The 15,648-nt window shown below is 35.5% G+C and carries 8 protein-coding genes; all 8 read left to right on the forward strand.

The window, feature by feature from the left end:
• Nucleotides 1-4 precede the first annotated feature (4 nt).
• The 8 genes from CSW08_RS09690 to CSW08_RS09725 are packed head-to-tail and all read left to right on the forward strand — an operon-like array spanning nt 5 to nt 15,528.
• Nucleotides 5-1,180 (forward strand): alpha/beta hydrolase-fold protein, encoded by a 1,176-nt coding sequence (locus CSW08_RS09690; RefSeq protein WP_106659683.1) that lies wholly within the window; start codon nt 5-7, stop codon nt 1,178-1,180.
• 48 nt (nt 1,181-1,228) lie between these two features.
• Nucleotides 1,229-3,148: a glycoside hydrolase family 97 protein gene (locus CSW08_RS09695; RefSeq protein WP_106659684.1), complete on the forward strand. Its 1,920-nt coding sequence runs from the start codon at nt 1,229-1,231 to the stop codon at nt 3,146-3,148.
• Between the two features lie 54 nt (nt 3,149-3,202).
• A complete protein-coding gene (locus CSW08_RS09700) occupies nt 3,203-5,137 on the forward strand; it encodes a glycoside hydrolase family 97 protein (protein ID WP_106659708.1) in 1,935 nt (644 codons plus the stop codon).
• Nucleotides 5,138-5,148: 11 nt separating this feature from the next.
• Nucleotides 5,149-6,498 (forward strand): family 43 glycosylhydrolase, encoded by a 1,350-nt coding sequence (locus CSW08_RS09705; RefSeq protein ID WP_106659685.1) that lies wholly within the window; start codon nt 5,149-5,151, stop codon nt 6,496-6,498.
• 10 nt (nt 6,499-6,508) lie between these two features.
• Complete coding sequence (locus CSW08_RS09710) at nt 6,509-9,649, forward strand: glycoside hydrolase family 2 TIM barrel-domain containing protein (protein ID WP_203226872.1); 3,141 nt, start codon at nt 6,509-6,511, stop codon at nt 9,647-9,649.
• Nucleotides 9,650-9,689: 40 nt separating this feature from the next.
• On the forward strand, nt 9,690-11,432 hold the full coding sequence (locus CSW08_RS09715) for a glycoside hydrolase family 43 protein (protein ID WP_106659686.1): 1,743 nt from the start codon (nt 9,690-9,692) through the stop codon (nt 11,430-11,432).
• Between the two features lie 29 nt (nt 11,433-11,461).
• Nucleotides 11,462-13,855, forward strand: a complete 2,394-nt coding sequence (locus CSW08_RS09720) for a glycoside hydrolase family 31 protein (RefSeq protein WP_106659687.1) — start codon at nt 11,462-11,464, stop codon at nt 13,853-13,855.
• Nucleotides 13,852-15,528, forward strand: a complete 1,677-nt coding sequence (locus CSW08_RS09725; RefSeq protein ID WP_106659688.1) for a GH39 family glycosyl hydrolase — start codon at nt 13,852-13,854, stop codon at nt 15,526-15,528. Before CSW08_RS09720 ends, CSW08_RS09725 begins: the two co-directional genes overlap by 4 nt.
• Nucleotides 15,529-15,648 lie beyond the last annotated feature (120 nt).

Genomic DNA, 15,648 nt, shown 5'->3' on the forward strand with positions numbered 1-15,648 from the left:
AACTATGAAAACACCAAACTCAATTATTATTAGAACTCTAATCACATTGGCACTGCCTCTCCAATTAATAGCTCAACAAGCTCACATCAATGAAGATTGGGATCCTATGAGAAACACTGAAAACCTTGTCCCTTTGTCAGCTAACGTCATATCACCAGAGGTTTTGGACGACCGTACCGTTATCTTCCGTATTAAAGGCCCTGAACTTAAAAGTGTTACAGTGGGTGGTTCTATGTTTGTGGGTGAAGAAGCCCGTAAACAAGTACCATTTGTAAAGGGAGAAGACGGTATTTGGACCTGTAAAATAGGCCCTTTAGACCCTGAAATTTATTTATACTGGCTAACTGTTGATGGCGTAGGTATGGCAGACCCCAATAATACGTATACAGGCCATGCCAACATGCCTGCTTTTAGTATGCTTTGGGTACACGGCGATGAGCCTAATTTTTATGATGCAAAAAAGGTGCCTCATGGAACCATCCATTGGCAGTATTACCACTCTGAGGTAACGAAGGGCGAAAGAAAAATATTGGTGTATACGCCACCTGGTTATGATGCTTCAAAAAAATATCCTGTTTTATATTTAATGGGAGGCTCTGGAGATTTAGCTGAAACCTGGTATCTGCACGGACAAGCCAACTTTATTATGGATAATTTGATTGCTGAGGGTAAAGCCAAACCCATGATTATAGTAATGCCTAATAATCAGTTAATCCATCGCATGCATCCAGACCATAGCGAAAAAACATTTGAATTGGTTAACGAAGAGTTCAAAAAAAGTATCATCCCCTTTATTGAAAAAAACTACAGTGTAATAAATGATCGTCATGCAAGAGCTATTAGCGGTCTCTCTATGGGTGGAAGACACGCACAATACGTGGGGCTTCATAATTTAGATATGTTTAGTTCCATTGGAATTTTAAGTGCGGCTATTCCTATTGATGAAACACCTGCTTTAAAAGATGCTGATATCAATTCAAAATTGGATTATTTATTTGTTGGGGCAGGAACGCATGAAACGCGTCCGGGAGCAAGACATGAAGTTTTTCATAATGATTTGGAAAAATTAAATGTAAAACATGACTATTATATTGGTAGTAAAGGCGCTCACGATTTAACAACTTGGAGGCATCTACTCTATTACCAATTTCTACCAAACCTATGGAAAAACCTTAAATAGTTGAAATATAATATACTAACAATTTTTAAATTAATAAATCCAATCCTAATGAAACAAAGACTCATCATTTTTATATTTTTTTTAATATCAATTACCAATTTTGCTCAAAATGTAAGTGTGGTATCACCTAATAACAAATGGAAAGTTGAATTGAAAAATGAGCAATCTGCTTCTACTGGGACATGGTATCTAAAAATTAATTCCTTAAAAGAAAATACTAACTATGACATGATTCCTAAAATAGATTTGGGATTATTGCGTAGTGACCAAGATTTCTCCAATGAATTGAAGTTTATTAAAGCTGACAAACCTAAATTAATAAATGAACAATACACCTCTTTACACGGTAAAAGCTCGCAACGTAGCAATTCTGGCAATGAAGTAGTTTTATATTTCGAAAACCCATCAAAAGCTAAGTTAAATGTCATCGTGAGGGCTTATAATGATGGTGTAACTTTTAGGTATGAATTTCCAGAAAAAAAAGGGACATTTACCATCAAGGATGAACTGACCGCTTACAAAATTCCTGATAGTACAAGTAGATGGTTGGAAAAATTTGACCTTTCCAATGAAGGATTATACACTAATATGAAGGACGCCAGTGTTCAACAAGATTGGTGTTACCCAGCTCTTTTTAATGTTAAAGACGATACTACTTGGTATCTCATCCATGAAGCAGACCTAAATAGAAGTTATGCAGCAACAAAACTTACCAATACAATTACTGAATCAGAATATAAAGTAACGCTTCCTGGCCAAGATGAAGGGGTTGGTGAGCCTTTGCCAATCATCAATCTTCCGTGGAAATCCCCATGGCGTGTTATTATTATGGGAAGTCTTGCCGAAGTTGTAGAATCCACATTAGTGGATGATGTTTCTGCGCCTTCAGTTTTAACAGATACCGATTGGATTCAACCTGGTGTTGCATCATGGAATTATTGGTCAAATAATCACGGAACTAAGGATTATAAAGTAGTCACTGAATTTGCTGATTTAGCGGCTGAAATGGGTTGGTCTTATACCCTTCTTGACTGGGAATGGGACCAAATGGAAAATGGCGGCAATTTAGAAGATGCTCTAAAATACATCCATTCAATAGGTGTAAAACCATTAATGTGGTACAATTCAGGCATGTTTAAGTGGATTACCTCTACTCCTGTTGACCGCATGAAAACCCATGAAAATCGAATTGAAGAATTTGCAAAGTTGAATAAATTAGGGGTTTATGGTATTAAAGTTGATTTTTTCTTGAGTGAAAAACAAGATATGATAAAATATTACCTTGATATACTTGATGATGCAGCTAAATTTAAAATAATGGTATACTTCCATGGTTGCTTAGTTCCAAGGGGTTGGCAACGCACCTATCCCCATTTAATGACCTATGAAGCCGCTAGAGGTGCTGAATGGTACAATAACGGTCCAGAATTAACTATCACTGCCCCAGAACACAATAATGTTTTACCTTTTGCAAGAAATATTGTTGGGTCAATGGATTACACACCAGTAACCTTTACAAATTCGCAATACGCACATATTACCTCTTACGGTCATGAATTGGCATTAAGTGTGGTGTTCGAATCGGCCATGCAGCACATGGCAGATCGTCCAGAAGGTTATCAAAATTTACCCGATGCACCTAAAACGTTTCTTAAACATGTGCCAAGTACTTGGGATGAGACAAAATTATTGGATGGCTATCCCGGAAAATTCACGGTTATGGCCCGTAGAAAGGGTTTAGACTGGTACATTGGTGGCATCAATTCTGATGGAAGAAGGGAAAAAGTTCAAAATTTAAAGTTTGATTTTTTATCAGAAGGACAGTCATATAAACTAACATTAATTGCAGATGGCGAATATGACACATTGTTTTCAACAAAATATATGGTTGTAGATAAATCCAGCTCGATTGATGTAACAATGCTTCGTCGTGGTGGTTTTGCTGCATATATTAGTCCAATTAAATAAAACAAACTAAATCACTTATAAATTGATACCTAAATGAAATTTAAAATCCAAAAAATGAAAAAATTAATCGTTTTATGCTGCCTATTAATATCGTCGGCTGTAATTTCGCAAAACGCAGAAGTAGTAAGTCCAGATGGCAAACTAAAATTAAACGTTTCTGTTGAAAATGGTAAGACTACATATTCAGTAACGTATAATAATAAAGTGATGCTTGAAAATTCACCTTTAGGTTTAATAACCAATGAAGGTAATTTTACTGAAAATATGACTTTTGTGGAATCAACCTCAGATAAGGTAAACAAAAGCTATAATCAGGAAAAAATCAAGCAATCCTCAATAATTTACGAGGCAAATACTTTAAAATTTACGATAGAGAATGCGGATAAAAAACAACTATCAATCGTTTTCCAATTAAGTAATAACGACATAGCTTTTAGATATGAAATCCCAATTTGGGGTGAAACCATGTCTTGTGTTGTGGAAAAAGAAATTACAGGTTATAAGTTTCCAAGCAGTACAACAACATTTCTTTCATCTATGATGTCCCCTATGAGCGGTTTTGCACGAACCACCCCAAGTTATGAAAGCAGTTATACTTCAGATGTTGCCATGGAAACGAATACAGATAAAAATGGTTATGTATTTCCTGGACTATTTCGTATAGGAAACAATGGCTGGGTTTTATTATCTGAAACAGGCGTATCTAGTCTTTATAATGCTTCGCACTTAAGCAGCTATACCAATGGAATGTATAGTGTCGAGTATCCTGATGTAAAAACCAATAATGGTTTTGGCAGTGTAGGTGCTCAAGTTGGACTTCCAGGAATGACCCCATGGCGCACCATTACGGTTGGTGAAACTTTAAAACCTATTGTAGAAACAACAATTTCTTATGATGTAGTTGACCCCCTTTATGAAGCTTCTCAAGACTATAAATATGGTCGTGGTTCTTGGAGTTGGATTGTTTGGCAAGACGCTAGTATGAACTATGAAGATCAGGTTAAATATATTGATTTGGCTGCTGCCATGAATTTTGAATATATTTTAATTGATGCTTGGTGGGATAAAAATATTGGTTATGATAGAATGAAGGAGCTTATTCAATATGCAAAATCTAAAGGTGTTGATGTGTTTCTTTGGTACAATTCCAATGGTATCGTGAATGATGCCTTCCAGACGCCAAAAGATAAAATGAACACGTCTATTGTTAGAAAAAATGAAATGAAATGGCTTAAAGAAGCTGGTGTAAAAGGCTTGAAAGTGGACTTTTTTGGTGGCGATAAACAAGAGACTATGCGTTTGTACGAAGACATTCTTTCAGATGCTAATGATTATGGCTTAATGATAATTTTCCATGGTGCCACCCTTCCTCGTGGTTGGGAGCGCATGTACCCTAATTTTGTTGGAAGTGAAGCGGTTATAGCGTCTGAAATGCTTATCTTTACTCAAGATGCTCGCAACAAAGAATCTTATTATGCATCACTGCATCCTTTTATTCGTAATTCTGTTGCAAGCATGGAATTTGGTGGTGTTTTATTAAACAAATTCCTAAACAAGGGTAACACTAGAGGGCAAGAACGTTTAACAACCAATATGTTTCAGTTGGCTACCAGTGTACTTTTTCAAAACCCATTACAAATGTTTGCTTTAACACCAAACAACCTTGAAGATACACCAGCATATCAACTGGATTTTTTAAGAACTGTACCAACCACTTGGGATGAAACTGTTTTTATTGATGGATATCCTGGCAAGCATGTTGTATTGGCACGTCGCCATGGGGATAAGTGGTATATAGCAGGTGTTAATGCTAATAAAGAAACGCTTAAAATCAAAGTAAAACTTCCTATGATTAGTGCAGGTGATGAATTAAATATATATGCAGACGGAGAGCAATCTAAAAATGGGGTTATAACTTCAAAACTTAAAAAGAATCAGGAAATTGAATTAACGATTCCTACTAATGGAGGTGTTTTAATTGTTAATTAAAACTAATTATTATGAAATATTCACATCAAATTCCAATTAAAATAGCATTGATTGTTTTTTCAGTCAGCTATTCATTTTCCCAAAACCCATTGATTAGGGATCAATTTTCCGCAGATCCATCTGCTAGGGTTTTTGGTGACAAAGTCTACGTATTTCCTTCACATGACATTTTAGCAACCGAAGGGAAAGGGCGTAAGGATTGGTTTTGTATGGAAGATTACCATGTGTTTTCTTCTGAAAACCTAACAGATTGGACAGACCACGGTACCATCGTGGAACAAAATAAGGTGGCTTGGGTAAAACCAGATAGTTATAGTATGTGGGCTCCAGATTGTATTGAAAAAGACGGAAAATATTATTTCTATTTCCCATCAACAATTAAAGACTCATTGACAAATGTTAGGGGCTTTACAATTGGTGTCGCTATTGCCGATAAACCTGAAGGCCCTTATATTACCCAACCTCTGCCTATTGAAAATGTAAGAGGCATCGACCCGAATGTTTTTATTGATAAAGATGGACAGGTCTATATGTATTGGTCTCAAGGAAATTTATATGGAGCAAAACTCAAAGATAATATGCTTGAATTGGATTCTGAAGTAAAAACGCTTGGAGATTTACCAACAAAAGGATTGAAAGAAGGCCCATATCTTTTTGAAAGGAATGGTATTTACTATTTAACCTATCCGCATGTTGAAAATAAAACGGAGCGATTGGAATACGCTATTTCAGATAACCCATTAGGTCCTTTTAAAGTCACAGGGGTTATTATGGATGAATCTCCAACGGGCTGTTGGACCAATCATCAATCCATTATTGAATTTAAAGACCAATGGTACTTGTTTTATCATCACAACGATTATTCTCCCAATTTTGATAAAGCACGATCCATAAGAGCAGATTACTTAAACTTTAATGCTGATGGCACTATTCAAAAGGTAATTCCTACCTTGAGAGGCGTTGGCATTACAAAAGCTACGGAAAAAATTGAAATAGACAGATATAGCGCTATTAGTGAACAAGGCGTTTCCATTACTTTTATAGATACCTTAGATACGTTTAAAGGCTGGAAAACGGTGTTCAATCAACCAAATGCTTGGATCCAATATGATAATGTAGATTTTGGTAAAAAACCTTTAAAATCTGTTATTGTAAAAGGAAAATCTGAAACAGGTGGCACAGTAGAGATTAGAATTAATTCTGCAAGTGGTCCTGTGATTGCTGAAGTAAAAATTCCAAAAAGTAGCGATTGGGCAGAAATAAAAGTGCCATTAAAAAAATTCGAATCTAATAATCAAAATCTGTTTGCCATATCAAAAACCAATACTACTGTTGAAACTGATTGGATAAAGTTTGAATAAAATCAACTAAATGTCAAAACAATTATTTTTTTATTCTCTTTTTATGTTTTCTTTTTTATCAGGAGAACTTTATGCCCAAGTTCAAAATGATTGGGAAAATCCTGAAATTATTGGTATAAATAAAGAGAAACCTCATGCCTACCTTTTTCTTTCAGATGATAAAGCGGATAATCCGAATATTATTTCTTTAAATGGCGTATGGAAATTTAATTGGGCACCAGACCCCCAATCTAGACCGGACAATTTTTATTCATTGGACTTCAATACAGAATCTTGGAATACGATAGTAGTACCTGGTAATTGGGAATTACAAGGGTATGATACTCCAATATATTCAAATATACCTTATCATTTTCAAAAAGACCAGCCAAGAGTAACAAGCGAACCTCCAGAGAATTTTACATTTTATAAAAACAGGAATCCAGTGGGAAGTTATGTTACCCACTTCGATATTAAAGAATTGAAAAACAAACAAGTTTTCATCAATTTTGGTGGCGTAAGTTCGGCAATGTACGTTTGGGTTAATGGTAAAAAAGTGGGTTATAGTCAAAATTCTATGACGCCTGCTGAATTTGATATCACAGACTACATTCAACTTGGAGAAAACAAATTAGCCGTAGAAGTTTACAGGCTAAGCGACGGCAGTTATCTTGAAGATCAAGACATGTGGCGTTTAAGTGGTATTTTTAGAGATGTAGAACTAATAACGCGTCCGAAAACATTTATTCGTGACTTTACTGTGTTGGCAGAATCTAATGAAACCTTCAATAATGCCAATATAAATATTAAACTAAATATTGATAATAAATTGGATAAAAACCTTGATGGGTTTTTTGTGGAAGGAACTATTTCCGGATATTCTACATTAGGAAATCTGGTGGATATTAAAATATCCAAAAAGTTAGGAACTTTAAATAAGCTTTCAGAAAATGTTGTACAAATAAATTCCACATTACCGAATCCCCTTTTATGGTCAGCCGAAACTCCCAATCTATACAAACTGAATTTAAAATTAATAAGCAATAAAAAGGAAATTGTAGAAACCCTTAGTTGGAAATTCGGTGTTAGAAAAGCAGAAGTTATTGGCGAAATTTTTTATATGAATGGCAAGCCTATTAAACTAAAAGGTGTGAACAGGCACGAACACCATCCTAGAACGGGAAAATATGTTGACAGACAAACCGTCATCAAAGATATTGAGCTCATGAAACAAGCCAATATTAATATGGTTCGAACCAGTCATTATCCAAACGATTTACTTTTTTATGAATTGTGTGATGAATACGGTATTTATGTAATGGACGAAGCCAATCAAGAATCGCATGGGTACGGTATAGGCAATAAAATTCTTGGTGACGATCCGTTGTGGAAAAAAGCACATGTAGATAGGGCTGTGTCGATGGTTGAACGTGATAAAAACTATACCAGTATTATTATTTGGTCGTTGGGAAATGAAGGTGGACTAGGCCAAAACCTCCTCGCCATGGCAGATGCCATAAAAAAAATAGACCCTACCAGACTCGTTTTTTCAGATTCACAGAGAGATATTTCAGATTTATATGATGAAAGTTATTTAACTCCCGAAAACGCAAAAAAACTTGCAAAAGAAATAAATGATAAACCATTCTTTATGCGCGAGTACATGCATGCCATGGGCAATTCAGGAGGTAACCTCCAAGAGTATTGGGACGTTTTTTATGATGATCCAAGTATTACAGGAGCAGCTATATGGGATTGGGTTGATCAAGGGATAGCAAAAAAAATAGATGGTTCTAAACTAAAATACGTCAATAATCCTGCTCAATTAACGTTAGAAGATGATGAATTTTGGGCGTATGGAGGTGATTTTGGCGATATACCAAATGATGGTCCTTTCTGTAACAATGGCTTGATTGGCCCAGACAGAATGCCTCATCCTCATTATTATGAAGTTCAAAAAGTTTACCAGAATATCAATTTCAAATTAGTTGATCTTGAAAGTCGAAAAATTAAAGTAACCAACCACCACGATTTTATATCTACTGATTATTTTGATTTTGTTTTCGAACTTCTATCAGATGGAAAAATTATAGAGACTGGCTTAGTGCCATGTAAAACTATTTTACCTGGCGAATCAGGAGACATTCCTTTCACCTTACAATCCAATTTAAATACGTTTAAAAGTGAACTGATTCTCAATATTTATGCAAGATTAAAAAAAGCAACATTATGGGCCAATCCAGGTTTTACAGTAGCCAAAGAACAGTTTATCCTAAAAATTGTAGCGCCACAAAAGATAAGTTCAGGGGGAACCATTATTATTAAAGAAACTCCAAATACTGTCACAGCTGAGGCAAATCATTTTAAATACAATTTCAATAAATCGAATGGTGCCTTAACCTCATGGACTGCGAATAATATCGAATTATTAAAAGGTAGTTTAGAACCCTATTTTTGGAAACCCCCAAATAACAACCAAGAAAATAACAGATACGAACAACGTCTTGGAAAATGGAAACATGCCAATGAATCCAGAAAAGTGACTAAAGTTAATATTGAAAAACAAGAGGGATTAGCTGTTATAACTTTCAATATGGAATTACCAGAAATTGGTGCTTCCTACAAGTTAATATATTCTATAAATGGTGTTGGAAAAATACAAGTAGAAGCATCATATACGCCAATTTCTGAAGAAATTCCATTAATTCCAAAATTTGGCATGAGAATGAAAGTGCCATCAAATTTCAATCAAATAAAGTGGTACGGTCGTGGTCCTTATGAAAATTACCCCGATCGTAAAACTGCTAGTTTTATAGGACTCCATGAACTAAAATTGATTAACTTTATAACTCAATATGTATACCCACAAGATAATGCCAATCGTGCTGATGTTCGTTGGTTTTCGTTTTCAAATCAAAGCAAAACCATCAAGATTTTGGGTCTTCAGCCATTAAATTTTAGAGCTTGGCCATATAGTGAAGAAGACCTAGAAAAAGCTAAACACCCATACGAACTAAAAGACCGCGATTTTATAAATTTGAATATCGATTTGAATATTCATGGCGTTGGGGGTGTAGACTCTTGGGGTGCACGTACTTTAGACAAATATACCAATGACGGGAATAAACCTTATAATTATGCTTTTATTATGGAATATAAAAATGACAAATAATTATTAAATAAATACAATTAAATAACAAATATATTAAACAATGAAAAAAACACAACTAATTCTCTTATGTTCAATTATGGCCCTGTTTTCCTTTACTGGAGCAAATAGCCAAACGAAAAAAAATAAAGCTAAAAATCCACCAGTATTTTCCAACTTTGTTTACCAAGGTAATGACCAAGTATATATAGACAATCCATTAAAACCAGATGAGTTTTACACGCCTATTTTACAAGGTTGTTATCCAGACCCAGCCATTACCAGAAAAGGTGATGATTATTATATGGTTTGTTCCTCATTTGCCATGTTTCCGGGTGTGCCAATTTTCCACTCGAAAGATTTAGTTAACTGGACCGACTTAGGAGGTGTTTTAAGTAATGTATCAGAATTCAGTCCTCATGATACAGGTATTAGTCAAGGTGTTTATGCACCAGGTATTACCTATAATCCCCACAACGATACGTTTTACATGATTGTAACGGCTTTTTCAGGTGGACTTGGAAACATTATCGTGAAAACAAAAGATCCAATGAAAGGTTGGGGAAGCCCAATTAAACTTGGGTTTGGTGGCATTGATCCTTCTATTTTCTTTGATGATGATGGTAAAGGATACATTGTACACAATGATGCACCTGATAGTGGAAAAGAACTTTACAGCGGACACCGTGTGATTAAAATATGGGATTATGATGTTGAAAATGATAAAGTAATCCCTGGTACCGATAAAATTATTGTTGATGGTGGTGTAGACCTTACCAAAAAACCTATTTGGATAGAGGCTCCACATATTTACAAAAAAGATGGTAAATATTTTTTAATGTGTGCCGAAGGTGGTACAGGTGGTTGGCATAGTGAGGTTATCTTTAAAAGCGATAGTCCAAGAGGCCCTTTTATCCCTGCACCTAACAACCCAATACTTACCCAAAGACATTTTGCTAAAGATCGTGAAAATAAAGTAGATTGGGCTGGACACGCAGATTTGGTTAAAGGACCAAATGATCAATATTATGGTGTGTTTTTAGCAATTCGTCCAAACGAAGAAAATAGAGTAAACACAGGTCGTGAAACCTTTATTTTACCAGTAGATTGGTCTGGAGAATTCCCTGTTTTTGAAAACGGATTGATTCCTTTAGAACCTAAATTAAAAATGCCAAAAGGTGTAGAAAACAAAACAGGCCAAGATGGATTCTTTCCAAATGGCAATTTTACCTTTACTGACGATTTTACTTCAGAAAAACTGGATTACCGCTGGATTGGTTTAAGAGGGCCGCGCGAAGAATTTATTACCACCACGAAAAAAGGTTTGGAAATACATCCATTTGAAACAAATATTAAAGAATTAAAACCAACCTCTACATTGTTTCTTAGACAACAACACAAGACCTTTTCATTATCGACAACTCTTGAATACAAACCAAAATCAGAAAAAGATTTAGCTGGTATTGTAGCCTTACAAAATGAAAATTCAAACTTTGTGTTCGGTATCACCAAAAAAGGAGATGATTATTTCGTGTTGTTACAAAAAAACCAACGTAAGCCAAGGAGTCGCGAAACAGAATCTACAATTCTTGCAAGCAATAAAATTGATGTTAAAAATCCTATCAAGCTTCAGGTAAAAGCTAATGGAGATGCTTATGAGTTTGGTTATTCAACAAATGGAACCGATTTTGTAAATGTTGGTGGAACTGTTTCTGGTGATATCCTATCAACAGATGTTGCAGGAGGTTTTACAGGTTGTTTATTAGGCCTTTATGCTACTGCTACTAATGATGCTATGCCTCAATAAAAGCATAAAAACAACTAAGCTAAATAAACATGAAACGCATTTATTGGATAGGTTTATTATCGTTATTTATTGTTGCCTGTGGTACTAAAGATTATGAAAAAACAGATTTAGGATTAAAAACCACTATTGATTCTACAACTGTGGACATTCAATTTTTTTCGCCTAAAATTGTTAGAATTTTAAAATACCCGCAGGATTCCGTCATTGATAAAAAAAGCCTTTCAGTTGTTAAGACACCTGAAAAGATGGATTTAAACATTTCGGAAGATGAAAATCATTTCACAATAAGTAGCAATAGTTTATCAGTAAAGTTAAACCGAAAGTCTGGAGAGATTGCTTATTCTGATTTAAATGGCAATTCGCTATTTACTGAGGCTTCGCCAGGTTATGACTTTACCCCTACCAATGATGCTGGAGAAAGCACCTTTAAAGTAAGCCAATCATTCCAATTGGAAACAGATGAAGCCATTTATGGGTTAGGTATTCTTCAACAAGGCAAAATGTCTCAAAGAAACCAAGAAGTTTATATGGTTCAGGGCAATACACAGGACTATGTGCCCTTTTTCCAATCGGTAAAAGGGTACGGTCTTTTTTGGGACAACTACGCTCCTACCACGTTTAAAGACGGTTCTGATGGAACACAGTTCAGTTCAGACGTTGGCACTTGTATCGATTATTATTTTATGTTGGGCGGTAATGCCGATGGTGTTATTGCTGAAATGAGAGATCTCACAGGACAAGCACCGATGTTTCCTTTGTGGACATTTGGTTTCTGGCAAAGCAAAGAACGCTACAAAAGTCAAGAAGAAACTGTTGGCATTGTAGAAAAGTATCGAGAATTGGAAGTCCCTCTTGATGGTATTATTCAAGATTGGCAATATTGGGGAGACAATTACCATTGGAATGCCATGGAATTTTTAAATCCGCAATTTTCTAATCCACAAAAATTTGTGGATGATGTGCACAACCTAAATGCCCATATGATTATTTCCATCTGGTCTTCTTTTGGTCCTGAAACCAAGGAGTACAAAGAATTGAAAGACAAGGACATGTTGATGGATTTTGCAACATGGCCTTTATCAGGAAAAGATGTCTGGCCCCCAGATATGGATTACCCTTCCGGTGTCGTTGTTTACGATCCTTACAACCCAGAAGCAAGAGATATTTATTGGAAGTATCTTAATAATGGCCTTTTCTCTTTGGGAATGGATGGCTGGTGGATGGATTCTACAGAACCAGACCACATGAATGCCAAACCTGAAGATTTAGACAATAAAACCTATCTTGGTTCTTTTAGAAAAGTACGCAATGCATTTCCTTTAATGACTGTGGGTGGTGTTTATGATCATCAAAGGGAAGTAACCTCAGACAAACGTGTATTTATTTTAACGCGTTCTGCTTTTGCAGGTCAGCAAAGATATGGAGCTAATACATGGACAGGCGATGTAACATCATCATGGGAAGCTCTTAAAAATCAAATTCCTGCTGGACTTAATTTCTCAATGACGGGTATTCCTTATTGGAATACTGATATTGGCGGTTTCTTTTTAACTAAATTCCCAAAGAAATTAGAGGATCCAGACTACAAAGAACTTTATGCACGATGGGTGCAATTTGGAACTTTTAGTACCATGATGCGTTCCCATGGAGCTGATGCTCCGAGGGAAATATATCAATTCGGCAAAAAAGGTGATGCTATTTACGATGCCATTGAAAAATTCATCCATTTACGTTATAGCCTATTACCATACATTTATTCTGCGTCTCATGATGTTACCGCAAACCAGTCGAGTATGACTCGTGCTTTGGTAATGGATTTTACATCAGACCAAAATACACATGATATTAACAATCAGTACATGTTTGGAAAATCCATATTGGTAGCGCCGGTAACAGACCCCATGTATACCAAAGATGTTGTTACAGGTAATAGCAATAATAACATACAAGATTTTAGCACTGTAAAATCTACAGAAGTGTATTTACCCACCAATACAGCTTGGTATGATTTCTGGACCAACGAAAAGCATGAGGGAGGAAAAACTATAACCAAAGAAACGCCGATAGATATTATGCCGTTATATGTTAAGGCTGGCAGTGTTATTCCATTTGGACCTAAAGTGCAATATGCAGAAGAAAAAGATTGGTCAAATCTGGAAATACGTGTATATCAAGGTGCTAATGGCGAATTCAATTTGTATGAAGACGAAAACGACAATTATAATTACGAAAAAGGAGTGTATTCCATAATCAAATTTAGATGGGATGACACAAATAAAAAACTAACAATCGACAAAAGAGAAGGCTCTTTTGATGGTATGTTGGAAAATCGTTCTTTTAATATTGTTATCATTAATGCACAAAATGAACCAATCTCTAAAACCATTGATTACAAAGGTGAGATGTTAGAATTACAATTATGAAGACATTAAAAATATTCTTATTTCTATCAATAATTAGTATTCAATTTTTGATAGCACAAAAACAAGCTACAAAAATTGATGTGGAATTATCAAAACCCATTGGAGAAATGCGACCATATTGGTCGTTTTTCGGTTATGATGAACCCAATTATACAACACAAAAAGATGGGCAAAAACTGTTGACAGAATTAAAAGAATTAAGCCCCACAACTGTGTATGTAAGAACACACAACTTACTTACTTCAAAAGGTAACAGTAAAGGTTATGATTTAAAATGGGGGTTTACAGATGCTTATAAAGAAGACAAAAAAGGGAATCCCATTTATAATTGGATGATAGTAGATAGTATCATAGACACCTTCATTGAAAGAGGCATGAAACCCTTAATGGAAATAGGATTTATGCCCAAAGACCTCTCTACAAAACCAGAACCTTATGAGCATGACTGGAGCAATGGGGGCAATTTATGGACAGGTTGGACCTATCCACCGAAAGATTATAATAAATGGAGAGAACTCGTATTTCAATGGGTAAAACACTCCATAGAGCGTTATGGTAAAGAAGAAGTTGTTAGCTGGTTGTGGCAGGTATGGAATGAACCGGATATTGCGTATTGGTCGGGGACTTTTGAAGAATACTGCAAAATGTACGACTATGCTGCCGATGGATTGAAAAAAGCCTGTCCAGAATGTACTATTGGTGGCCCGCATACTACGAGTCCCAGAAATGAAAAAGCATATACATACCTCACCAACTTTATTGAGCACTGTTTAAGAGGAAAAAACTACGCTACTGGAAACATAGGAACACCACTACAATACATTGGGTTTCATGCCAAAGGTTCGCCAGAATTTGTGGGTGACCATATCCAAATGAACATGGGTGTTCAATTAAAAGATATCCAAAAGGCTTTTGAAGCTGTTAATTCATTCCCAGAACTAAAAAATATCCCAATAATTATTGGTGAATGTGATCCAGAAGGCTGTGCTGCCTGCTCGGAAACTAGAGAACCTAAATATGGTTACCGTAATGGTACCATGTATTCTAGCTACACAGCAGCTTCATTTGCAAGAATATATGAACTGATGGATCAACATAAAGTGAATTTAAAAGGTGCTGTAAGTTGGTCCTTTGAATTTGAAGATCAGGAATGGTTTGCAGGATTTCGGGATTTGGCAACACATGGTGTTAACAAACCCGTTTTAAATGTGTTCAGAATGTTTGGTATGATGCAGGGAGAACGTGTTATGGTAAAATCGGAAACTGCCTTATCTGCATATAATATTATATCAGATGGCGTAAGAGAACAAAATGATATTCATGCCATAGCCAGTAAAGAGGGTGATTCTGCATGGATTATGGTTTGGAATTATCATGATGACAATGTGGAAGGTGAATCTGCAAATATTGAATTAACCGTGAACAATCTAGAAAAAAATAAGGTTTTGATACAACATTTCCGAATTGATGATGAATTTAGTAATTCTTTTGAAACATGGAAAGCTATGGGTAAACCTCAAAATGTATCGGAGCAACAATATTCAGAATTGGAGCAGGCTGGACAATTGCAATTATTAACTTCGCCAAAGTGGCAAGAGGCTGTAAATGGAAAAACACAGTTAAAGTTTGATTTGCCCAGACAAGGTGTATCGTTAATACAACTTACATGGTAATTTCAATGTAACTTATTAATAATGATCCATAAATAAATTTAACTACATAAAAATTAATTTGATAAAATTAAAGAATTAGAATTGACTTTTATGAAAAGTAAGAGTCTAAGTAAATACCCC

The sequence above is a fragment of the Confluentibacter flavum genome, from assembly GCF_002843175.1.
Lineage (GTDB): Bacteria > Bacteroidota > Bacteroidia > Flavobacteriales > Flavobacteriaceae > Confluentibacter > Confluentibacter flavum.